The organism is Arthrobacter sp. SPG23 (assembly GCF_000876655.1).
In the GTDB taxonomy this organism is placed as follows: domain Bacteria; phylum Actinomycetota; class Actinomycetes; order Actinomycetales; family Micrococcaceae; genus Arthrobacter.
This window is the reverse complement of the sequence record NZ_JYCN01000018.1, coordinates 84,469-105,997: the sequence shown is the minus strand read 5'-3', so window position 1 is coordinate 105,997 and position 21,529 is coordinate 84,469. Positions and strand designations below refer to the sequence as shown.

18 protein-coding genes are annotated in these 21,529 nt (G+C 65.4%); 10 read left to right on the top strand and 8 right to left on the bottom strand.

Annotated elements, in window-relative coordinates; translation table 11 throughout:
• Window positions 1-167: 167 nt before the first annotated feature.
• The gene (locus tag TV39_RS11260) at window positions 168-878 is read right to left on the bottom strand and encodes a hypothetical protein (protein WP_200891001.1); all 711 of its coding nucleotides are present in this window, start codon (window positions 876-878) and stop codon (window positions 168-170) included.
• 312 nt (window positions 879-1,190) lie between these two features.
• On the opposite strand from TV39_RS11260, the gene TV39_RS11255 reads away from it, so the two are divergent.
• Window positions 1,191-1,580, top strand: a complete 390-nt coding sequence (locus TV39_RS11255) for a nuclear transport factor 2 family protein (protein ID WP_043481667.1) — start codon at window positions 1,191-1,193, stop codon at window positions 1,578-1,580.
• 31 nt (window positions 1,581-1,611) lie between these two features.
• On the opposite strand, the gene TV39_RS11250 is transcribed toward TV39_RS11255, so the two are convergent.
• Window positions 1,612-4,005, bottom strand: a complete 2,394-nt coding sequence (locus TV39_RS11250; RefSeq protein WP_043481665.1) for an ATP-binding cassette domain-containing protein — start codon at window positions 4,003-4,005, stop codon at window positions 1,612-1,614.
• 148 nt (window positions 4,006-4,153) lie between these two features.
• Between TV39_RS11250 and TV39_RS11245 the strand changes: the two genes are divergently transcribed.
• The 3 genes from TV39_RS11245 to TV39_RS11235 are packed head-to-tail and all read left to right on the top strand — an operon-like array spanning window position 4,154 to window position 7,231.
• Window positions 4,154-5,368: a type III polyketide synthase gene (locus tag TV39_RS11245; protein ID WP_043481662.1), complete on the top strand. Its 1,215-nt coding sequence runs from the start codon at window positions 4,154-4,156 to the stop codon at window positions 5,366-5,368.
• Window positions 5,368-6,102, top strand: coding sequence for a class I SAM-dependent methyltransferase (locus TV39_RS11240; RefSeq protein WP_082049683.1), 735 nt, complete (start codon window positions 5,368-5,370; stop codon window positions 6,100-6,102). The genes TV39_RS11245 and TV39_RS11240 overlap by 1 nt, the downstream gene beginning before the upstream one ends.
• A complete protein-coding gene (locus TV39_RS11235) occupies window positions 6,095-7,231 on the top strand; it encodes an FAD-dependent oxidoreductase (RefSeq protein ID WP_043481660.1) in 1,137 nt (378 codons plus the stop codon). The genes TV39_RS11240 and TV39_RS11235 overlap by 8 nt, the downstream gene beginning before the upstream one ends.
• A 13-nt stretch (window positions 7,232-7,244) precedes the next feature.
• Here TV39_RS11235 and TV39_RS11230 read toward each other — a convergent pair whose 3' ends face one another.
• Window positions 7,245-7,676 carry a nuclear transport factor 2 family protein gene (locus tag TV39_RS11230; RefSeq protein ID WP_043481658.1) on the bottom strand — a complete coding sequence of 144 codons (432 nt, stop codon included), beginning with the start codon at window positions 7,674-7,676 and terminating at the stop codon, window positions 7,245-7,247.
• Window positions 7,677-7,790: 114 nt separating this feature from the next.
• On the opposite strand from TV39_RS11230, the gene TV39_RS11225 reads away from it, so the two are divergent.
• On the top strand, window positions 7,791-8,717 hold the full coding sequence (locus tag TV39_RS11225; protein WP_235347367.1) for a hypothetical protein: 927 nt from the start codon (window positions 7,791-7,793) through the stop codon (window positions 8,715-8,717).
• A 9-nt stretch (window positions 8,718-8,726) separates the two neighbouring features.
• Window positions 8,727-9,398 carry a peptide deformylase gene (locus TV39_RS11220; RefSeq protein ID WP_043481656.1) on the top strand — a complete coding sequence of 224 codons (672 nt, stop codon included), beginning with the start codon at window positions 8,727-8,729 and terminating at the stop codon, window positions 9,396-9,398.
• On the opposite strand, the gene TV39_RS11215 is transcribed toward TV39_RS11220, so the two are convergent.
• The gene (locus TV39_RS11215; RefSeq protein ID WP_043481655.1) at window positions 9,395-11,464 is read right to left on the bottom strand and encodes a S9 family peptidase; all 2,070 of its coding nucleotides are present in this window, start codon (window positions 11,462-11,464) and stop codon (window positions 9,395-9,397) included. The genes TV39_RS11220 and TV39_RS11215 overlap by 4 nt on opposite strands.
• Before the next feature lie 134 nt (window positions 11,465-11,598).
• Between TV39_RS11215 and TV39_RS11210 the strand changes: the two genes are divergently transcribed.
• The 4 genes from TV39_RS11210 (at window position 11,599) to TV39_RS11195 (ending at window position 14,751) form a co-directional block, all read left to right on the top strand.
• Window positions 11,599-12,456, top strand: a complete 858-nt coding sequence (locus TV39_RS11210) for a methyltransferase domain-containing protein (RefSeq protein ID WP_043481653.1) — start codon at window positions 11,599-11,601, stop codon at window positions 12,454-12,456.
• Window positions 12,457-12,578: 122 nt separating this feature from the next.
• The gene (locus TV39_RS11205; RefSeq protein ID WP_011692036.1) at window positions 12,579-13,040 is read left to right on the top strand and encodes an NfeD family protein; all 462 of its coding nucleotides are present in this window, start codon (window positions 12,579-12,581) and stop codon (window positions 13,038-13,040) included.
• A gap of 103 nt (window positions 13,041-13,143) precedes the next feature.
• The gene (locus TV39_RS11200) at window positions 13,144-14,124 is read left to right on the top strand and encodes an SPFH domain-containing protein (protein WP_043481652.1); all 981 of its coding nucleotides are present in this window, start codon (window positions 13,144-13,146) and stop codon (window positions 14,122-14,124) included.
• A 279-nt stretch (window positions 14,125-14,403) separates the two neighbouring features.
• On the top strand, window positions 14,404-14,751 hold the full coding sequence (locus TV39_RS11195; protein ID WP_026266329.1) for an RNA polymerase-binding protein RbpA: 348 nt from the start codon (window positions 14,404-14,406) through the stop codon (window positions 14,749-14,751).
• 140 nt (window positions 14,752-14,891) lie between these two features.
• Here TV39_RS11195 and TV39_RS11190 read toward each other — a convergent pair whose 3' ends face one another.
• The 4 genes from TV39_RS11190 to tatC all read right to left on the bottom strand — a co-directional run bounded on the left by TV39_RS11190 (window position 14,892) and on the right by tatC (window position 21,505).
• Window positions 14,892-15,632 carry a polyprenol monophosphomannose synthase gene (locus TV39_RS11190; protein ID WP_043481650.1) on the bottom strand — a complete coding sequence of 247 codons (741 nt, stop codon included), beginning with the start codon at window positions 15,630-15,632 and terminating at the stop codon, window positions 14,892-14,894.
• Between the two features lie 419 nt (window positions 15,633-16,051).
• Complete coding sequence (locus tag TV39_RS11185; protein WP_043481648.1) at window positions 16,052-17,728, bottom strand: amidohydrolase; 1,677 nt, start codon at window positions 17,726-17,728, stop codon at window positions 16,052-16,054.
• A gap of 63 nt (window positions 17,729-17,791) precedes the next feature.
• Complete coding sequence (locus tag TV39_RS11180; protein ID WP_043481646.1) at window positions 17,792-20,686, bottom strand: DEAD/DEAH box helicase; 2,895 nt, start codon at window positions 20,684-20,686, stop codon at window positions 17,792-17,794.
• A gap of 24 nt (window positions 20,687-20,710) precedes the next feature.
• Window positions 20,711-21,505: a twin-arginine translocase subunit TatC gene (tatC, locus tag TV39_RS11175; protein WP_043481644.1), complete on the bottom strand. Its 795-nt coding sequence runs from the start codon at window positions 21,503-21,505 to the stop codon at window positions 20,711-20,713.
• Window positions 21,506-21,529 lie beyond the last annotated feature (24 nt).

Below are 21,529 nucleotides of genomic sequence, written 5' to 3'. Positions count from 1 at the left end.
CGTAAATGGATGAGCATGATGGGCGGCCGTCCTGGGCGTCCATCAGACGAAGCAATGGCTCCAGGCAGGTGGCTGGCGATAGGAGTTCTAGCAGCACTCATGGGCGCTGGGCTCCTTCTTGTTGGTTTGAACCTGCTCCTTCGCCATTGAGGAGCCGGCAGTCGCTTCTAATTCACTCTGACAGGAGCGATTGGTGCATAGCGGGACCATGGGTCGGCGGCGGCCGCGCCATGTTTTTGGGTGACTTGGTAGCTGTAGCCGAGCATTTCTGCGACGAGCGGTGCGGGGACTTCTTTGACTAGGCTGCGGAGGGATGCGTTGCGTGCGCCTAGGAGGTCTATTCCAATTTCCCTGAGACGCATCATGAGCGTGTTGGGGTGCATGTGTTGCCCGGCGCGGTAGCCCGGGAAGAGCCACGGACTGCCGGAGCTGCTGCCGGTACGCATGTTGGGGCGTGAGGCGAGGTGTTCTGTGAGCAGTGAGGCGAAAGGTTCGGGCACTGGCGCTGGATGCTCTTCCCCGAGTGACAGGCGAAGGCCACCGGGTGTGAGGATCACGTCGGTGCTTTTCATCGCGGCGATCTTCACTACTGGTTGGGCGTAGAGCAGCAAGAGAGTGGCGGCGACTCGGTGGGACAGGGTGTCGATGTCGTCGGTGAGGCAGGCCTTGAGCATGGCCAGCCGCTGACCTTGGGTGAGCAGCGGCACGGTCTTGGCCTGCCGGAAGCCGATGGTGATGTTGGTGCAGGTCCGGTTCTTCATCGCCCAGACGAAAAAGGTTCTGATGGCATGTCTGGTTGTGGGACCGTCGGGCAAAGGCGCTTTACGAAGCTGAATGACTACGTGGCGGCGAGTCGCAGCCGGAGGAGCGGTGATCATGCATCAGATGCAATAGTCACTATTCTACTTTACATAATGTAGATTATCGGCGTTAGAACCATGGAGGCGGAAGCAGCTGCGAGAACTCCCGTCCGTGAACGAATTCGGGGTTACCGCAGCTCAGGTCACGTCATCTAATGCCTCGACTACAGAACGCCGCCCCAGCTGAACCCTGACGGACCAGGCCGAGCTCCCGTGCCGCTGCAAATACTGCCCATAAGTCGTAACAACCCGAAGAAAGCAACGTGCGTGACATGCTCAAGCGCCCGCTTGCTTATCTCAAGCATCAAAACCGCGACGTCAGGAGATGTTATGTCAACCGCCTCAGTGGCCGTCATCGAAGGCCACGCCACCCTCCGGAGCTACTATGCGGTCCTGCGCGGAGGTGCGGACGCTTACCAGGATGGCCGCGACCTGCTCCCGCTTCTGGCTGATGACTTCGTGTTCGAAGGGCCGATCGCCGGCCGTCTAGCCGGCGGCACCAGATTCGCCAAGGGTGTGCGGGGGTTCATCGAGAACGTCAAGGACATTGCCGTCCTGCAGGCGGTCAGCGGGGAAGGCGGCGCAGCTGTGCTGTACAACGCCGAACTGCCCGGCGGCGAGGTCCGATTTTCGGAGTTCTTCGAGTTCGACGGCGACAAGATCCGCGAGCTGCGCATCCAGTACGACGCGGCTGACTACCTTGCCAAGGGCGGCCGCTAGCGTTGCGGCAGGCCTGCGGCTTCTCCCCCCGTCAGGCTCCCACATAGGCCGCGAGATGTTCGCCGGTGAGCGTCGACCGGCCGTCAACGAGCTCGGCGGGGGTGCCCTCGAAGACGATCCGGCCGCCGTCGTGCCCGGCGCCCGGGCCAAGGTCGATAATCCAGTCGGCGTGCGCCATGACGGCCTGGTGATGCTCGATCACAATGACCGACTTGCCGGAATCCACCAACCTGTCCAACAGGCCCAGCAGGTTCCGGACGTCGGCGAGATGGAGGCCGGTGGTCGGTTCGTCCAGAACGTAGACTTCGCCCTTCTCCGCCATTTGGGTGGCCAGCTTGACGCGCTGCCGCTCGCCGCCGGACAGCGTGGTCAACGGCTGGCCGAGGGTCAGGTACCCGAGGCCGACGTCCACGAGCCGGTCGAGGATTTTGTGGGCCGCCGGCGTGCGCGCCTCGCCTTCGCCGAAGAAGGCCTCGGCTTCGGTCATGGACATTGCCAGCACTTCGGCGATGTTGCGGCCGCCCAATTGATATTCCAGGACCGACGCTTGGAACCTCCTGCCCTCACAGTCTTCGCAGACGGACTCGACGGTTGCCATAACGCCCAATTCCGTGAAGATCACACCGGCGCCATTGCAGGTGGGGCAGGCACCCTCGGAGTTGGAGCTGAAGAGCGCCGGCTTCACCCCGTTGGCCTTCGCGAACGCTTTGCGGATGGGTTCGAGAAGGCCGGTGTACGTCGCCGGGTTGCTGCGGCGCGATCCCCTGATGGCGCCCTGGTCGATCACCACGACACCGTCGCGGCCGGCCACCGAACCCTGGATCAGCGAACTCTTGCCCGAACCCGCGACTCCCGTCAGGACGCAGAGTACGCCGAGCGGAATGTCGACGTTTACGTCCTGAAGGTTATGCGTCGAGGCGTCCCGCACCTCGAGCGCGCCGGACGGCGTGCGCACGGAAGCCTTGACAGTGGCGCGGTCGTCGAGGTGGCGGCCGGTGATGGTGTCACTCCCCCGCAGCCCCTCAATGTTTCCCTCGAAGCAGACGCTGCCGCCTTCGGTGCCTGCGCCGGGACCGAGGTCAACGACGTGGTCGGCGATCGCGATGGTCTCCGGTTTGTGTTCGACGACGAGTACGGTGTTTCCCTTGTCACGCAGCTGCAGCAGCAGCTGGTTCATCCGTTCGATGTCATGCGGGTGGAGGCCGATCGTCGGCTCGTCGAAGACATAGGTGATGTCCGTAAGGGACGAGCCCAGGTGCCGGATCATCTTGGTCCGCTGTGCCTCTCCCCCGGAAAGCGTGCCCGCAGGCCGGTCCAGCGAGAGGTAACCCAGCCCGATTTCGGCGAACGAGTCGAGCAGGTGCTGCAGGCCTTTCAGGAGCGGAGCGACCGAGGGCTCCTTGAGGTCACGGACCCACCCGGCCAGGTCGCTGATCTGCATCCCGCACAGGTCGGCGATGTTCCTGCCCTGGATCTTCGAGGACCTTGCTTCCGGGCTGAGCCGCGTGCCGTCGCACTCGGGGCAGGCCTGGAAGGTGATGGCACGCTCCACGAAAGCCCTGATGTGGGGCTGCATCGCGTCGACGTCCTTGGAGAGCATCGACTTCTGGATTTTCGGGATCAGGCCCTCGTAGGTGAGGTTGATGCCCTCGACCTTGATCTTGGTTGGCTCCTTGTAGAGAAGGTTGTCCAGCTCCTTCTTGGTGAACTTCGCGATCGGCTTGTCCATGTCGAACCCGGCGCCGCTGAAGATGCGGCCGTACCACCCGTCCATGCTGTAGCCGGGAACGGTCAGGGCACCCTCGCCAAGCGACTTGCTGTCGTCGTAAAGCGCCGTGAGATCAAAATCCGAGACCGAGCCCATGCCCTCGCAGCGCGGACACATCCCGCCCAGATACACCGCGTTCTGCACCACGCTCTTTTCCACCCGGCCGCCGGCTTTCTCGGTGCTCATGACGCCGCTGGCCTTCCGCGTCGGGACGTTGAAGGAGAACGCCGTGGGCGGCCCGATGTGCGGCCTGCCCAGCCGGCTGAAGAGGATTCGCAGCATCGCGTTGGCGTCGGTTGCCGTGCCCACGGTGGAGCGGGGGTTGGCACCCATCCGCTCCTGGTCCACGATGATTGCGGTGGTCAGGCCCTCCAGCAGGTCGACGTCGGGCCGCGCCAGCGCCGGCATGAAGCCCTGCACGAATGCACTGTAGGTCTCGTTGATCATCCGTTGCGACTCGGCTGCGATCGTGGCGAACACCAGGGAGCTCTTGCCCGAGCCGGAGACACCCGTGAACACTGTCAGCCGGCGCTTCGGGATCTCAAGGCTGATGTCCTTGAGGTTGTTCTCGCGTGCGCCCTGCACGCGGATCAAATCGTGGCTGTCCGCCACGTGCTGCGCTGGCGACTGCGGGTCCGTCTGGGTGGCCATGCTCATCGTGTCTCCATCTGCTCATCCGGGCAGCCGGCGTGGGTTCCGCCGGCGTCGCCCGGTTCAATCTAACCAGCTTTGGGCGGTCCTCCGGGGCGCCGTACCGTTTGGTAACCACCATTGTCTTAAGGGCGATGCTCACTGAGAATGAACCATGACGGTCTACATGAGGTCCCTCGAAACTGCTGTCCCGCCCACCGTACTCATTCAATCTGAGGCCCGCGATGTGTTCGCCGCCCAGCCAGGGCTTACCAGGCTGGGTTCGCGGCTGGTCAATACCTGCTTTGATTCCGCAGCCATCGACACCCGGTACACGGCCGTCACCGAGCTCACCCGGGACAGCCGTGCGGACGATCCGCAGTTCTTTGACCCGGATGCCGGCCTTGTACTGAGTCCCAGCACGAAGGTCCGGAACGACATCTTCGGCCGCGAAGCCACCAAGCTCTTCGTGGAATCCGCCAAGGCCGCGTTGGATGCCTGTGCCGGTATCGAGGCAGCTGACATAACCCACCTCGTGACAGTCTCGTGCACCGGGTTCTTCAACCCCGGTCCGGACTACAAGATCGTCCGTGCCCTGGGTTTGAATCCGGCCGTGCAGCGCTACCACCTGGGCTTCATGGGCTGCTACGCGGCGTTTCCGGCGTTGCGCGCCGCCAAGTCCTTCTGCGAGGCAGATCCGGACGCCGTTGTCCTGGTGGTCTGCGCCGAGCTCTGTTCGCTCCACGTCCGCACCTCCAACGACCCGGACACCATCATGGGCTCGGCCTTATTTGCCGACGGCGCCGCAGCTGCTGTCATCTCGGCCAGGGACATTCCGGAAGGAAGCCCGCTGTTGCAGCTGGACCACTTCGAGACTGTGCTCACTCCCGTCGGCGAGGAATCCATGGCGTGGAACATCGGCGACGAAGGCTTCGAGATGGTGCTGGGCAATTATGTCCCGCACATCATTGACGACCACATCATCGGGGCGCTTGAGCCGCTGCTTTCGCGCGACGAAACACTGCGGGGACTCCCCTATCGGAACATCACCCACTGGGCCATCCACCCCGGCGGGCGCAGCATCCTGGACAAGGTGCAGTCCCGGCTCGAGCTCACGGACGAGCAGCTTGTTCCGGCCCGCGAAACACTCCGCAACTTCGGCAACATGAGCAGCGCCACGGTGCTCTTCGTCCTCAAGCACATTGCCGGGCTCCCGCCGCAGGAGGGCGATGAACGCGTGTGCTCCATGGCGTTCGGACCGGGCCTGACGGTGGAAACGGCGATGTTCACCAAGGTGCGCACCCCGCAGCCGGAAGCGTCGCCCGCGGCGGCCCGGGAGTCGTCCGGGACGGAGGAAGCAGCAGCACGGACAGAGCCGTCGCTCATCTGATGGCCATGCACGTGGCGGCAGCCTTGGGAATGCTGCGTCAGCGCGACGTCCACGCAGTGGAGGAAATGGACCGTCCAGGTTGTGATCCTGAGCGGCTGGACCGTACCTACGCACAATTTTCCGTGGTCAACAGGGCGGTGGCCGGATGGCGCGGAATCTACCGGACGCACCTCCGGCCGGTCCTTTCGGCCAGCAGGGTGACCACTTTGTTGGACATCGGCTGCGGCGGCGGGGACGTGCCGGTACTGCTGGCGGCGTGGGCGGCCAGGGACCGGCTGAAGCTGGAGATCACCGCCATCGACCCGGACCGTCGTGCCTTCGAGTTCGCCCGGCGCCGCAGGCGCGTCGTCGGAGTGACCTTTCGGCAGGCGTCCACTGCCGAACTGGCGGACGAAGGGCAACGCTACGACGTCGTCGTCTCCAACCACGTGCTGCACCACCTGGGCGCGTCGGAGCTGCCGCAGTTCCTCGCCGAGTCGGCGCTGCTGTCCCGCGGCAGCGTCCTCCACAACGACATACGCCGCAGCCCGGCCGCCTATGCACTCTTCTACGCGGCATCATGGCCGTTCCCCGGTTCCTTCATTCGGGAAGACGGACTGACCTCCATCCGCCGCAGCTACACAACTGCGGAACTCCGGGCCGCAGCTCCCCCGGGCTGGGCCGTGGCGCCGCGCCTGCCCTTCCGCAACCTGCTAACCCTGAACCAGGCCGACCTGGACCGGAACGATGATTGACGTCGTCGTCGTGGGCGGCGGACCGGTGGGGCTGTACCTTGCGGCCGTGCTTCTACAGCACGGCGTATCCGTTTCAGTTCTGGAGCGCCGCGCGGTAGCGGACACCCACTCCCGCGCCATCGGCATCCATCCCCCGTCGCTGGAAGCACTCGACCAGACCGGAGTCGCGGCAGGCCTGGTGGAGGACGGCGTGGCGATCCGCTGCGGCGTTGCGATCTGCGGCGGCGTGGAAGTGGCCGAAATGTCCTTTGACTCCGTGTCCGGCCGCTACCCTTTTGTGCTGTCAGTCCCGCAGGCTCGCACGGAAGCCGCCCTGGAGCGGCGCGTCAGGGAACTGGACGGCGGGGCGATACACCGCGGAGTTACCGTGACGGGAATTCACGACGACGGCTCCGCGGTTGTGGTGGACGTCCTCACCGCCGCCGGGGAATCCCGGATTCAGGCCTCCCTGGCCGTGGCCGCGGACGGGGTCCGCTCCACGGTCCGGGAGTTGCTGGGCACCCGTGCCCGGCTGAAGATGTATCCCGACAGGTACCTGATGGGCGACTTCACCGACGGCACGGCGTTCGGCCCCGTTGCGGCTCTTTTCCTGGAGGTACCCGGAATCGTGGAGTCCTTTCCGTTGCCGGGCGGTGTACGTCGTTGGGTGGCCCGGCTGCCGGAAGCCCTGCCGGAGCCGCCTACCGCCGGTTCCTTGGCGCGGATCGTGCGGGATCGGACCGGGATCGCCGTCGACGCCGGCAGCAATTCGATGCTGAGCAGTTTTGGCGTCCGCTCACGACTGGTGAACCGCATGATCCACGGCCGGATTTCACTCATCGGTGATGCCGCCCATGAAATCAGCCCTATCGGCGGCCAGGGCATGAACCTGGGCTGGCTGGACGCTGCTGAACTGGCACCGCTCATCCTTAGCCAGTTGGCGCACACTGCCCGTGAGCCGGAGCTCCGGTCTTTTGAACGTCACCAGCTGCGGGCGGCTGCGAAGGCCGCCCGGCAATCCGAAATCAATATGGCGCTGGGCAGGCCGCTGCCGCGTCCGCTGTGGCAGGTCCGGAACCGGCTGATCGGATGCGCCGCCGGTGTGCCGGCCATCAATTCACGCGTTGCCGCCCGGTTCACGATGCACTAATACGCCTTCCGGCTTACTCCACTGCCGTCTCTTCGTCATCTGCATTACCGGTGAAATAGCAGTCGTAACTGTCCTGGCTGGTGATCCGGCCCTCGCGGACTTCGAAGACCGACGTGGTCCGTGCCCGGATGGTTTCGCCGGCGTCCCAATAGCGGAGATCCATCAACAGCGTGGCGGACCAGTCCACTTCCAGTACAACGCGGTTTCCTTCGCAGGTGGTCCGCCGAACGTCGAACCTCTGGTTGGACACCACCTGGCGGCTTTGCTCGGCACCTGCCAGCACCTGCTCGCGGCTGCGCGTGGATCCCTCCGGAGCAAGCACGTGCGGCGCTTCCACCAGTGTGAAGTCCTCTGCCAGGAATCCGTCCACGTCAGCGGCGCCGCCGCCTGCCTCAATGGCGCGGACGAATCCAAGGACACAGGTGAGCGGCGTCTGTTCAGTCATGCAACGAGGGTAGTCCATTGGCCGGCGACTGTTTTCAGTGCCGGTCGCCTGCCTGCCAGCGGCCGGGCGACCCGTCCGCATGACGACCCCGGGCACCGGCCTTAGACTGCTGGCATGAACGGCGTCCTGCAGGCCGGTCGACGGCGGTTCGCGGCTGCCGTCCTCGCTCTGGGCGCCCTGATGGCGGTTCCGGCCGTGCAAGGGTGCAGTCCCCAACCGCCGGCGGCCGCTCCGCTGACTGCCGGGCTCAGCCAGTTCAGGGACAACTACGGCACGCAGGTCATCGAGATCCAGATCAGCAATGCACGGAACGTGTCGGTCACGGTCCTCAGCGCCGAAGTCTCGAGCCCGCTGTTCCCGGCGGGCACCGCCTGGCGGGCGCGGCCGGAGGGCACCGAGGTGCCGCCGGGCCAGACCAAGAGCCTGCCGGCCAGGCTGCCTGCACCTTCCTGCGGCCGGCCGGGAACCGATATACCCGGGACGGATAACGAGGCGTACGCCGGCTCCGGCGCCGCGCCGGCCGAGGTAACTGTATCCGTCCGGCAGGGCTCCACAACCAGCGAGGAGCACCTGCCGGCTGCGGACCCGTTCGGAGTCCTGGCCCGGAACCATTCTGAGCTGTGCCTCGCGCAGGACGCCGGGCAGATTGCCGACATAGGCCTGGCCCCGGACCTGGAGGTTGCGGCGGACGGCCGCACCGCCGTCGTACGCCTTCAGGTCACGCCGCGCGCAGCCGGTCCCGGAACACTACGCACACTGATTATTGAACGCATCGAGGGCACCACTCTTCTGGCCGAAGCACCGGAGAGCCCCTGGCCTCGCGGCTTGACGGTTGCTGCCGGCGCGGGTCCCCTGAAGTTGAGTCTCCGCATCCGACCTGCCCGCTGCGATCCGCACGCTGTCGCGGAGGACAAGGTGGGCACCCTGCTGCCGGTCCGCGTTGATGCCGGCGGCCGGAAAGGTGTGCTCAAGGTTGCTGCCGGAACCCTCCTGAAGGCCCGGATTCACGAATTCGTCACGGCGGCCTGCACAGCCCACTAGGATTTTCCCATGCTTCATGTAGCCAAGCCCACGCCGTTCAGCACCGCCCGGATCAGGGAGACTGTCCAGGAAATCCTCGAAACAGGCGGGCTTCCCCCCATTGTCCAGGCCGGCCATCCGGTGCTCCGGCAACAGGCCGCTCCGTACGACGGCCAACTGGATGGCGCTGAACTTGCGGCGCTGATCGCCCTGATGCGTGATGTGATGCATGACGCGCCGGGCGTCGGTCTGGCCGCGCCGCAGCTCGGCATACCCCTGCAGCTTGCGGTCCTGGAGGACCAGTACGACGTCGACGCCGAGACGGCGGCCGTCCGCCACCGGTCACCGCTGGAGTTCTTTGCGGTCATCAACCCTTCGTACTCCCCGCTCGGGACGGGCACCGCGGCGTTTTATGAAGGGTGCCTTTCGCTCCAGGGCCTGCAGGCCGTGGTGTCGCGTCACGAAACCGTGCGCCTCAATTTTACCGACCCCGCCGGAACCGCGCGGCGGCAGGATTTCTCCGGGTGGCAGGCGCGGATCGTGCAGCACGAGACAGACCACCTGCAGGGAATCCTCTACGTGGACAAGGCCGAGTTGCGCTCCCTCAGCAACAATGCCGAATACGGTGCCCGCTGGGCGCATCCGGACATCGGCCTCGCCCGGCAGGGATTGGGTTTTCTGCCGGGCCGGCCCGCCGACTAGGACGATTGGCTGTTGGCCGCCGTGGGCAGGTAACGGGACCACCAGCGCAGGATCTCCTCGAAGCGCTGCTTCCGGTGGTGCGGGGTGCCGGAACGGGAAAGTTCGTGGTTTTCGCCCGGGAACACGAGGAACGCCGCGTCCACACCCTGCTGCTTCAGCGCGGTGAAGTAACGCTGGCCCTGTTCCACGGGGCAACGGAGGTCCTCTTCACTGTGCACCACCAGCGAGGGCGTGCGCACGTTGCTGACCGTGGCCATGGGACTTTGGGCCGCCATCTGCTCGGCCGAGGTGCCGGTGTACTCGCCGCCGAAGAACCAGCCGATATCCGAGGAACCGATGAAGCTGACCGGATCCAGGAAGCCGCGCTCCACGACGGCCGCCTTGAAACGGTGGTCCTGGCTAATGGTCCACGCCGTGAGGTACCCGCCGTAGGAGCCCCCCATGATCCCGAGGGCACCGCCGTCGAGCTCCTGGAACTTTATCAGGGCGCCGTCGAGGAAGGACAGCACGTCCTGCATGTCAACGGTGCCCATCTTTTCCTTGATGGCCCGCCCGTGGGCCTGGCCGTAGCCGGCAGAGCCCCGGGGGTTGCACATAAGCACCGCGTAACCGGCAGCGGCGTACACCTGGGCCTCGTCGAACAGGGCCACAGTGTATTGCGCGAAGGGGCCGCCGTGGATGTTGAGCAGCACCGGGTGCGGACCTTTCCCGGGCGGCAGCACCAGCCAGCCGTGGACCGGATAGCCGTCAGCCCCATCGAAGGTCAGCGCCCGCGGCTCGATGATCTCGGCCTGAAGCCGCAGTTCCGCTGAGAAATCCGTCAACAGGCGCAGCTGCCCGTCCTCCAGGGCCGCGACGTCGCCCGCAGTGGCGGGGTCGGCGAAACTGACGAACACTGAGCCGGCGGCCGAGGCGGCGCCGGTGACAACCCGGTCGCCATGGACCAGGAGTGAGTGGTTCCCCGTGGCCCCGAACTCCAGAAGCTCCACCGTGCCCTGCGCGTTGTTCAGCATCAAGACCGACTCAGGTCCGCGGAGCTCCAGTCCGGCGGCTGCGCCCGAGAGATCCATCATTTCGACGTCACTCAGGACACTGGCGTCGCCGCCGGCAGCCGGCATCACGTAAAGAGCCGTATTGCGCGCCACGAAGTCCTTGCCGGATTCGCCTAGTTCCTGGGCGGTGTAGAACAGCCACTTCCCGTTCCTGGACTGGCGTGCCGCGCCCACTGTCTGGCGGCTGCTGTTGGCAGCCCTGACGGGTTCCGGCTCTCCTCCCGAGACGGAAACCCGGTAGACGCCGGTCTCAAGGTCGTCGTCGCTGCCCTCATGAAGCGCGGCAATGAAGTACACGTAACGACCGTCCGCGCTGAACGATTCGCCGCTATGGTCAGTTGCCGCGAACGTCAGCTGCCGGGCCGGCGGGAGCAGCGTCTCGGCGGTGTCGGCGTCCGGTACCGGACCGGATTCCGCTCCGGTACCCGTCGCGGCGGTCTTTCGGGCGTGAAGAGCACGCCCTGCCGGCGCGACGCGTGGTTCGTCGTCCAGCTCGGGCACGTCCACGATGAAGAGCTGGAGCGGTTTGTCCGCCGTGTACCCGACGCCGTTCATCCTGTACTTGAAGTCCGTGATGAGCCGCGCGTCCTCGGCCGCGGCGGAGACGCCGTCCAGGGTGCCGTACCGGCCGTCGTCCGGCGTCCTGGCGCCGAAGACGATGCTGTGCGAGTCGGGTGACCAGGCGAAGGATGAAACACCGAGTTTGGCGTTGGTCAGGACCTGGGGTTCGCCGCCGGTTGCCTCCACGACGTAGAGCTGAGGTTTCCCGTCGGCAGTAGCCCGCAGGAAAGCCAGCACGAGGCCGTCCGGTGAAAAAGCCGGGGCGGTGTCGCGGAAGCCGCGGGTCAGCCGGCGGGGCAGCTTCCCGGGGTCCAGCGGCACGGTCCACAACTGGCCCACGTAGGTGTCGGCGTCGAAATCCGGGCGGATGACCGAGACCACGGCCCGGCTGCCGTCGGGGTGGACGGCGGGGGCGGAAACGGACTTCAGCAGGGGCAGATGTTCAGGTTTCACGTGTGTGAGCCTAACGGCTCGTGCATGGTCTGTGAAATAACTCACGCCGCACCGGACCCTGCGGCCGGGATCCGCGGCTGCTGGCGGTCGGGCGCCGGGAGCCGGCCGCCGCCAGGGCCCCTAGGATGGGTTGCATGCTCCCCGACGCCGCCCGATCCCTCCTGTGCCCCGTCTGCAGGAACAGCCTGGTCCCCGCCCTGGGCGGCAACCGGCTGGCCTGCGCGGAGGGCCACAGCTTTGACGCTGCCAGGCAGGGATATTTCAACTTGCTGGTGGGCAAGGGGACCGTCTTCGAAGCCGATACCGCTGCCATGGTGGCCGCCCGCTTCGACTTCCTGTCCAAGGGGCACTACAAGCCCCTGGCGGAGGCAGTAGCGGAACTGGCAATGCCCGCGCTGCGCGGGCCGCACGCCGCGGTACTCGACGCCGGTACGGGGACCGGCCATTACCTGAAGGCAATATTGGACGCCAGCCCCGCCTCCGCCGTCGGACTGGATATATCCAAGTTCGCGCTGCGGCGTGCCGCCCGGCTGAATCCCGATGCCGTGAACCTGGTCTGCGACGTCTGGCAACCGCTTCCGGTCGCTGACGCCGCCGTCGACGTCGTCACGGTGGTCTTCGCCCCGAGGAACGCTGCGGAATTCGCCCGTGTGCTTCGTCCCGGCGGCCGGCTGATCGTGGTGACCCCGCGCCCCGGCCACCTGGCGGAAATCGCCGGACAAACCGGCATGCTCGGCATCGAACCCGCCAAGGAGGAGCGGCTTGCCGCCTCCCTCGAAGGTCATTTCGCTCCGCACTCCACACGGGAGCTGGACCTCGACCTTGGGCTTGAACCCGCGGACGTCGGCCACCTTGCCCTGATGGGTCCCGCCGGCCACCACCTGGACCCGACGGCGCTGGACACCATCACCGCCGCCCTGCCGCCGCTGACAAAGGTCTCAGCCCGGTTCCGAATCAGCGTATTTGAGCCCCTGACGCCGCCGCCCGCATAACGACTTGACTACTTTCGGAACGTCCCTCAGGGCCGCCTCCTAAGCCCCGCACCTTCGGTCTAGGATGGAAGGACAGTTACTGAGGGCCTGCGTCCGCGGCCCCGGAAACAAAGGGGGAGCGCATGTTCGAATGGCTCGGCGAGAACTGGTGGGCACTGTGGCTCACCGTATTCCTGGCGTTTGCCGTGGTGGAGATGCTGACGCTGGATCTCTTCTTCATCATGCTCGGAGGCGGGGCCCTGGCGGGCCTGCTGGCTGACTTCGCCGGCGCCGACTTCTGGCTGCAGATTGTCGTCTTCTGCGTCGTTTCCCTGCTGATGGTGGTCTTTGTTCGTCCCGTTGCGCTCAAACACCTGAAAAAGGGCCCTGCGGAACAGCGGACCAACATCGACCGCCTGATTGGCGAATCCGCCCTCGTCATGGAGACCGTCAGCACGTCCTCCGGCCTGGTCAAGATCGGCGGGGACGTCTGGAGCGCACGTTCGGAGAACGGAGTCCTCAACGCCGGGCAGCGTGTGGTGGTTTCCGCCATCGAAGGGGCCACCGCCGTGGTGGCGCCGCAGCCGGAAACAGCCGTCCAGTAATACCAGCAGTCACACTCTCCCGGCGGCCGCCACCGGCGCCGGGCAGGCGGCAGGGCGCCGCCGCAACACATGGCAAGACACATAACTGGGGAATAGGTGATGTATGGATATCGCAGTCACAATCGTGCTGCTGGTTCTCGTAGCGTTCGTAATAATAGTGCTGGTCCGGTCGGTGCGGATTGTCCCGCAAGCCCGCGCCGGCGTCGTGGAACGGCTAGGCAAGTACCAGCGGACACTGCTGCCCGGACTCACCATCCTGATTCCCTTCGTGGACAGGCTCCTGCCGCTTTTGGACCTTCGCGAGCAGGTTGTCTCTTTTCCCCCGCAACCGGTCATCACCGAGGACAACCTCGTTGTCTCCATTGACACCGTGGTCTATTTCCAGGTCACGGACGCGCGGGCAGCCACGTACGAGATTGCCAATTACATCCAGGCGGTGGAACAGCTCACCACCACCACGCTGCGAAACGTCGTCGGCGGCCTCAACCTCGAAGAGGCCCTGACCTCCCGCGACCAGATCAACGGCCAGCTTCGCGGCGTCCTGGACGAAGCGACCGGCCGCTGGGGCATCCGCGTTTCCCGGGTGGAGCTGAAGGCCATTGATCCGCCCCACTCCATCCAGGACTCGATGGAGAAGCAGATGCGGGCGGAACGTGACCGGCGCGCTGCCATCCTCACCGCCGAGGGCACCAAACAGTCGGCCATCCTCACCGCTGAAGGCCAGCGCCAGTCCTCCATCCTCAAGGCCGAAGGTGACGCCAAGGCTGCCATCCTCCGTGCAGACGGCGAAGCCCAGGCCATCCAGAAGGTGTTCGACGCAATCCACAAGGGCAACCCTGACCAGAAGCTCCTGGCGTACCAGTACCTGCAGACACTGCCCAAGCTGGCCGAAGGTCCCTCCAACAAGCTGTGGATCATCCCCAGCGAAGTCGGCGAAGCGCTGAAGGGCATCGGCAACGCCCTTGGAGGCACCAATCCGGACCCCCGCAGCGGCGGCCTTTTCGACGCGGACGCCGGCACTAATGCTGCTTCCGAGGCCCGGCCTGGCGGTGCCGAACCAAACACCTCGGGCCAGCCGCTGTAGGCAACCCCGTCAACCACCGACCAGGGGAGGTATCCGCATTGCGGGTGCCTCCCCCGGTTTCGTCCCGGATGAACTTGTCCCGGGAGTCCCCGCTTTACTCGCCGGGACGAAAGCCCGTATAATAGTATATTTGTCCGGCCGGTTCAGGCCTGCTGGAACAACCAAGCCTGGCAAAGCGTTGTATTTATTGATGCAGCGCAGTGCAAACAGTAGTCCGAGGCGTGAGCTGCCCCGGCTAGCGCGGAGCCTGACTCCGCGAACCGACCAAAGGGAGAAATCATGAGCGATCGCAGCCTTCGGGGCATGCGTCTTGGCGCACAGAGCATGGAGACGGAATCCGGCGTTGAGCCGGCTCCGCGCCAGCGGGTTGAGTACCGTTGCGAGGACGGCGAGCAGGTCTTCGTCACCTTCTCTTCCGAAGCCGAGATCCCCCCGGTGTGGGTTTCGAAGACCGGCAAGGAAGCCTTGCTCGTCGACGGCGAACGCCCCGTCAACAGCAACGAGAAGGCCGTCCGCACGCACTGGGACATGCTCCTGGAACGCCGTTCACTGCCTGAGCTCGAGCAGATCCTCGAAGACCGCCTGACCATTCTGCGGGAACGCCGCGGCGAACGGCGCTCGGCTTAGGCCCGGCGCAGACCAAAGCGCAGGACAAAGGGCTGGGCCCGTAGCTCCATAGGAGGCTACGGGCCCAGCCCTTTGGTGTATGGGGCCCGGTTGCTTCGGCCTGCCCTTTCCGGCGGCCGCGGGACCTTCGCAACTCTCGCCTAGGCCGCGGCGGAACCCCGGCCCGTCAGCTTCTGCCACCGGGCGGTAAGTCCCCATTTAGTCACGTTGATCATGGCTTCCACCACAATGTTTCCGCTCATCTTGGAGGCGCCGAGTTCCCGCTCCACGAAGGTGATGGGGCGTTCCACGATCTTCAGGCCCATCTTGGCCACACGCCAGGCGAGGTCCACCTGGAAACCGTAGCCGACGGAGTCCACCTGGTCGAGGTTGAGCTTCTCAAGCGTGGTGCGTCGGAAGGCACGGTACCCGCCGGTGACGTCCTTGATCCTGATGCCGAGCATAAGCCGGGCGTACGTGCTGCCGATGCGTGAGATTGCCTGCCTGTACAGCGGCCAGTTGACCACGCTGCCGCCCGGCACCCAGCGGGAACCCATGGCCAGGTCGGCGCCCTCTTCCACCGCGTCAAGGAGCTGCTGCAGCTGCTCGGGCTGGTGTGAGCCGTCGGCGTCCATTTCCACGAGGATGTCGTACCCGGCCTCCAGCCCCCACTTGAAACCGGCGATATAGGCAGCGCCCAATCCGGCCTTGCCTTCACGGTGCAGGACGTGGACCTGGCTGTCCTCAGCCGCGATGCCGTCCGCCAGCCGTCCGGTTCCGTCCGGGCTGTTGTCGTCCACCACCAGCACATCGGAAGCCGGGACCGCCGCACGCAGGCGCGCGAGTGTCTTGGGCAACGATTCCAGCTCGTTGTAGGTGGGGATGATGGTGAGGACACGCACAGCGGGGCCCTTTCCTTGATGGGAGCGGTCACGCGCCAGGAAGCTCAACAGGACTGCCGGCTTTAAGGCGCAAGTCACCATTATAGGGAGTTTGCGCACTCCGGGCGCCGTCCACGGGGAGCCGCGGGCAGGTCCACGCGCCTCGGGCCAGTTTCGGACGGATGCGATATGCCTCGGCGGAACTGTTTTCTGCTGCGAAGTGGACCTGCCCCTGGGACTGCCACAGTCTGGCCTGCCGGCAGTCCCGGGCTAAGGATCCTGCTGGAAGGTCACGTGGCCAGACGGAGCCCTTCGACTGTGGATCCGTCCGTTGCGACTCAATGCTACGGACAGGCCCCGGAGTGTCAACCCGCGCTTGACGTGCGGTTTTAGGTGTTACCGCAGGTCAGTGGCATACGGCGCGCCGGTAGCTTTCCCGTCTATGACTGCAGGGAGCCGTTTGTGAACAACTCTTTCCCGTCCCGGACGGTCTGCAGGCATACCGGGCTGGCGCCGGTGTCCAGCGCGGGGAGCAATGGTGTGCGTGCCCGGGGGTCCGTACTCCACGACTGCACCCGGCCGTCCGCAACCTGGACCATGAGTTCCTCCACTTCCCAGACAGCAAAGCTGGCTGGCGCACCCGGAACCAGCTGTCCGGCCATTGGATTGCTGTACTTGGCTGCCCGCCAGCCGGCCCTTGTATGGCCGAGGAACGCCGCACGGGCTGAGATGCGCTGGTCCGGGTTGCTGTGCTCAAGGCAGGCGCGGACACTGGCCCAGGGGCTAAACGGCGTGACCGGGCTGTCGCTGCCGAAGCAGATGGGCACGCCCGCCGCGTAGAAGGATGCGAAGGCGTTCATACCGCGCTCCCGGCGCCCCAGCCGTTCGTGGTAGAGGCGTCCCGGTCCGCCCCAGATGGCGTCGAATCCCGGCTGCACGCTGACGGTCACTGAGTACTTGGCGAGCCGGCTGATTGCCCCTGGATCGGCCATTTCCACATGTTCGAACCGGTGGCCGGCTGCCCTGACCCGTGGCTCCCCCACTTCGGCTGCTGCCTGGTCCAGGGCGTCCAACGCCGCATCGAGTCCGGCGTCGCCAATGACGTGGAACCCGGCTTGAATGCCCAGCAGCGAGCACGCTGCCAGATGGGCTGCTGCTTCGTCCACGGACAGGTAGAGGTTGCCCCGCTCCCCCGGGGCATCGCTGTAGTCGTCCCGCAGGGCGGCTGTGCGGGACCCCAGGGATCCGTCAATGTTCAGGTCCCCCGCGAGGCCGCGCACACCGGCCCCCAGGCTTTCGAGGATGCCGCGGGCCTCGTCCTCGGACCCGGCCAGCTGGCCCCAGTACGGGAGCACTTCAGGCACGGCCTTCCGCGAGCCCTCCGGGCTGTTCCACCCGGCTGCAATCCGCAGGTCCGCAGCGCTGCCGATATGCGGTGCTGCCATTTCGGCCACGGCCACGTAGCCGTTGGCGGCGGCTTCGGCCAGGGCCCGTGCCTGAAAGCTTTGCAGTACGTCGTCCGGCAATTGCCGGGCAGCAAGCCTGGCTGACGTGTGGGCGCGGCCCTTTATCTGGCTGCCGGACGAAAAGCCATCCAGGCCGGCCAGTCCCGCTGACTCGGCCAGCGAGGACGACACCAGGGCGGAATGGGCGTCCACCCGCGACAGATACACGCGACGGCCGCCCGCTGCCCGCTCCAGTTCCTCACGGCTGGGCAGGGACTGATCCGCCCAGCTGCTCTCGTCCCAGCCATGGCCGAGCACTGTTGCGCCGGCGTCGACTGGCTTGGCCGCCACGGAGGCAGCTACGGCATCCAGCATTTCGGCCGCAGAACGCACCTTCCCCAGCTGCAGCGAGTCCAGCGCAATGCCTGTTTCCGTCAGGTGCACATGTGAATCGACGAAGCCGGGGGCCAGCAGTGCGCCCTGAAGGTCGATGATGTCCATGGACGAATCCGCGATCGACGTTGCCGCCTGCTCTGAACCGACCCACGCCACGGTGTCACCGTCCACCAGAATGGCGGTGGCAAAGGGGTCGGCGGCGGTGTAGACCGAACCGTTGCGGTACAGCGTTACCTTGCGTTTTCCGTCTGGCAGGTCCGCCCGTGCGTCCGTCATGGTGTGTGGTGCTCCTAAGCAGCCTTGAAATGGGTGGAAGTGTGCGGGGCGGCGCCTGCGGCGTCACACCACGGTGGAGTAGGCGACCACACCGCGTCGCACCAGGATGATGGCCTCCGAGCAGAGCCGTGAAAGCCTCGGATCCAGGCCGGGGATCTTTGCCAATTGATCGAGCAGGTCGATGACCTGTTTGACCCACCGGACAAAGTCGCCCGCGGCAAGGTCCGTGCCGTTAAGGACTTCCTGGAGGTGCCTGCCTTTGGCCCACTTATAGATCGGCCAGACGAGCCCCAGTTCCGGCTCCCCGGTCAACGGAAGCTTGTTCTCTTCCTCGGCGTCTTCCAGCACGGACCATTCCCGGACGACGATGTCCACCGCCGTCTCCAGCGAAACGCTGGGCATCCTGGGCCGGAGTCCGCGTTCCTCCCGTTTTGCCTGGTAAACCAAAACGCTGGCGAGGGCAGCCACTTCGGTGGCATCGAGGTCGCTGAATGCGCCTTGCCGCAGCGACTGCGAAATAAGCAGGTCCTTCTCGCCGTAGATGCGGCGAAGCTTTTGGCCGTCCGCGTTGATGGTCACCTTTCCGGAGTCGGATGTTTCGAGGTAACCGTAGCTGGAAAGAAGGTCGCAGACCCGGTCGAAGGTCTTGGCGATGGTGTTGGTCCGGCCCTGGATTTCGCGGATCAGTCCGTCCGTTTCGCGGCGAAGCTTCAACCAGCGTTCCGACCACCGTGTATGATCCTCGCGTTCACTGCAGCCGTGGCAGGGATGGGAACGCAACGCCAGCCGCAGATCGCTGATCCGCTTCTCGAGATCCGGCAGGGCCGCTGCCCTGCCGAAATCAGCATTGCGGGCGTTCCCGGGAGCCGGGGGACGGTTTTCCCGGATTGCGTTGCGGACCGACGACGCGAGGTCCTTGCGCGACTTGGGCACCTTTGCGTTGAACGACTTAGGTATCCGGACCCGGGTGACCGGCGTGATGGGCCCCTCCAGGTCCTGGACGCCTATCCTCCGAAGCTGGTTGTCCAGCGTCAACACTGCAGGCCGCGGTTCACGGGAGTTGTGGTCGGAGCCGAGCACAACAGCCAATCCGGGAGCCCTCCCCGTTGGCACATCCACCACATCGCCGGGCAGCAACCTGCTCAACGAGTCCTCGGCGATGGACTTGCGGGCCTTGGAGGTGCTGCGCGATGCGACATTTTCCGCGTCCGACAGCTCCCGCCGCAGCCGTGAGTATTCGGTGAAATCGCCCAGATGGCAGGTCATTGACTTCTGAAAGCCGGCCAGGGATTCCTCCCTGCTCCGGACCTGCCTGGCCAGGCCCACCACTGATCGGTCCGCCTGGAACTGGGCAAAAGAGGACTCCAGGATTTCGCGGGCGCGCGGCCTGCCGAACTGCGCCAGGAGGTTGATACTCATGTTGTACGTGGGACGGAAGCTGGAGTTCAGCGGGTAGGTGCGGCGCGATGCCAGGCCTGCCACCGCAGTCGGGTCGGTCCCGGGCTGCCACAGCACCACGGCGTGGCCTTCCACGTCTATGCCGCGGCGGCCGGCGCGGCCCGTCAGCTGGGTGTATTCGCCGGCGGTGATCCCAACGTGTGCTTCACCGTTGAACTTGTCCAGCTTTTCGAGCACCACGGACCGTGCCGGCATATTGACGCCCAGCGCGAGGGTTTCGGTGGCGAACACCGCCTTCACCAGGCCCTCGACGAACAGCTTCTCCACGACCTCCTTGAAGGTGGGGAGCATCCCCGCGTGGTGGGCTGCCAGCCCGCGCAGGAGGCCGTCCCGCCAGCTCCAGAAGCCAAGTACGTCAAGATCGTCCGACGGAATGTCCTGCGCGGCTTCGTCAACGCGGCGGGCGATGACCTGTTGTTCACGCTCAGTGGTCAGCCATAGACCGGCTGAGACGCACTGGGCCACAGCGGCGTCGCAGCCGGCGCGGGAAAAGATGAAGGTGATGGAGGGCAGCAGGTCCTGGCGGTCCAGGCTGGCAATTACCTGCGGGCGGCTGGCCTTTCTGACAGGGCTCTGCTGGCCGCCCTGGCCGTGGCGGCTATCCCCCCGCTGGCTTTGCTGGCGGCGCTGGTTTCGTCCGCCATGGCCGAATCGGGCCCGTGAATTCATCTGGCTCTCGGTGCGCGCCATCGCCAGCAGGTCGGGGTTCACTTCGAAGCCCCGTTCAAGGGCAGCGTTCGCCGTCATTGCCGTCGCGGCGGGATCCGCTTCGCCTTCGGGGGCGATCTCGTCAAACGTCGTTTCTCCGGCAAACAGATCCACGATTTCGCGCCCCACCATGACGTGCTGCCACAGCGGTACCGGCCGGTGCTCGGAAACGATGACGTCGGTGTGCCCGCGGACAGTGTCCAGCCACGCACCGAATTCCTCGGCGTTCGAGACAGTGGCGCTCAGCGATGCCACTTGGACCTCGCTGGGAAGGTGGATGATGACTTCTTCCCAGACGGCGCCGCGGAACCGGTCCGCGAGGTAGTGGACCTCGTCCATGACCACGAAGCCGAGGTCATCCAGGGTGTCCGAATCCGCGTAGAGCATGTTCCGCAGCACCTCGGTTGTCATCACGACTACCGGGGCGTCGCCGTTGATGCTGGTATCCCCGGTGAGGAGTCCGACGTTTTCCGGGCCGTACTTATCTGCCAACTCGGAGTACTTCTGGTTGCTGAGCGCCTTGATCGGGGTGGTGTAGAAGGCTTTCAGTCCCCGCTGGAGTGCCAGATAGATGGCGAACTCCCCAACAATGGTCTTGCCGGCGCCGGTAGGGGCCGCAACCAGGACACCCCTCCCCTGCTGCAGGGACTGGCATGCCTGGCGTTGGAAATCGTCGAGTTCGAAATCCAGCGACCGCACGAATGCGCCGAGGTACGTTTTAGCTTCTGCGGTCCGTTCGGCACTGGCCCGATAGAGTTCGGACGGCGACTGTGGCCCGGTTGTGGAGGACATACTTCCAGCCTAGTGGGCGTGGGACTACAGTTTCCCCAGTTCGGTGCCGGGCGTTGCGACGTCGGCCGTCGCTTCAGTTTCGGCGGCGATTTTCGCGGCCTTCCGGTCCCGGCGCCGGTCATTGAAGATACAGAGTCCGATAGCGGCGAAAAACAGTGCAAGCAGCGGTCCGGCCAGCAGGAACATGGACAGGGCATCCGCGCCCGGGGCAGCCACAGCGGCAAGCACAAAGACGAGGAACACCGTGATGCGCCAGGCCTTCAGGATGGTTTCACCCCTGATGATGCCGGCCATGTTGATTCCCACCAGAACCACGGGCACCAGGAAAGCGAGGCCAAGGAACAAAACCATGCGGGTGACGAAATCGACGTAGTCGCGGGCATCGATCAGGTTGGAGAACCCGGCAGGGGTGAACTGCGTCAGTGCCCGCACTACCTGTGGGGTCACCATCCAGCCAACCCACACACCCGCGAGGAACAGCGGCACGGCGGCGGCCATGTAGCCGAGCGTATAGTGCCGTTCCTTCTTGGTGAGGCCGGGCGTGATGAAAGCCCACAGCTGGTAGATCCAGATGGGGCTGGAGATGACGGCGCCGATCAGCAGCGAGAGCTGCAGCTTGAAGTCGAACGGCGACGCAATGCTCGAGAAATTCACCGAAGAAGTGCCGCCGGTGTTCTCGGCAATCCGATCAACCGGTTCCTTGAGGGCGCTCAATACCGGGTCGTAGAGGATCCAGCCGCCAATGCCGCCAATGACCAGGCCAATCGCCGACTTAATGAGCCGGTTCTTGAGCTCCTTAAGGTGATCCATCAGGGCCATCCGACCCTCAGGGTTGGATTTGCG

Coding starts and splice junctions, on each gene's coding strand:
- TV39_RS11260 (WP_200891001.1), bottom strand. CDS start 878: ATGATCACCGCTCCTCCGGCTGCGACTCGCCGCCACGTAGTCATTCAG.
- TV39_RS11255 (WP_043481667.1), top strand. CDS start 1,191: ATGTCAACCGCCTCAGTGGCCGTCATCGAAGGCCACGCCACCCTCCGG.
- TV39_RS11250 (WP_043481665.1), bottom strand. CDS start 4,005: ATGAGCATGGCCACCCAGACGGACCCGCAGTCGCCAGCGCAGCACGTG.
- TV39_RS11245 (WP_043481662.1), top strand. CDS start 4,154: ATGACGGTCTACATGAGGTCCCTCGAAACTGCTGTCCCGCCCACCGTA.
- TV39_RS11240 (WP_082049683.1), top strand. CDS start 5,368: ATGGCCATGCACGTGGCGGCAGCCTTGGGAATGCTGCGTCAGCGCGAC.
- TV39_RS11235 (WP_043481660.1), top strand. CDS start 6,095: ATGATTGACGTCGTCGTCGTGGGCGGCGGACCGGTGGGGCTGTACCTT.
- TV39_RS11230 (WP_043481658.1), bottom strand. CDS start 7,676: ATGACTGAACAGACGCCGCTCACCTGTGTCCTTGGATTCGTCCGCGCC.
- TV39_RS11225 (WP_235347367.1), top strand. CDS start 7,791: ATGAACGGCGTCCTGCAGGCCGGTCGACGGCGGTTCGCGGCTGCCGTC.
- TV39_RS11220 (WP_043481656.1), top strand. CDS start 8,727: ATGCTTCATGTAGCCAAGCCCACGCCGTTCAGCACCGCCCGGATCAGG.
- TV39_RS11210 (WP_043481653.1), top strand. CDS start 11,599: ATGCTCCCCGACGCCGCCCGATCCCTCCTGTGCCCCGTCTGCAGGAAC.
- TV39_RS11205 (WP_011692036.1), top strand. CDS start 12,579: ATGTTCGAATGGCTCGGCGAGAACTGGTGGGCACTGTGGCTCACCGTA.
- TV39_RS11200 (WP_043481652.1), top strand. CDS start 13,144: ATGGATATCGCAGTCACAATCGTGCTGCTGGTTCTCGTAGCGTTCGTA.
- TV39_RS11195 (WP_026266329.1), top strand. CDS start 14,404: ATGAGCGATCGCAGCCTTCGGGGCATGCGTCTTGGCGCACAGAGCATG.
- TV39_RS11185 (WP_043481648.1), bottom strand. CDS start 17,728: ATGACGGACGCACGGGCGGACCTGCCAGACGGAAAACGCAAGGTAACG.
- TV39_RS11180 (WP_043481646.1), bottom strand. CDS start 20,686: ATGTCCTCCACAACCGGGCCACAGTCGCCGTCCGAACTCTATCGGGCC.
- tatC (WP_043481644.1), bottom strand. CDS start 21,505: ATGGCCCTGATGGATCACCTTAAGGAGCTCAAGAACCGGCTCATTAAG.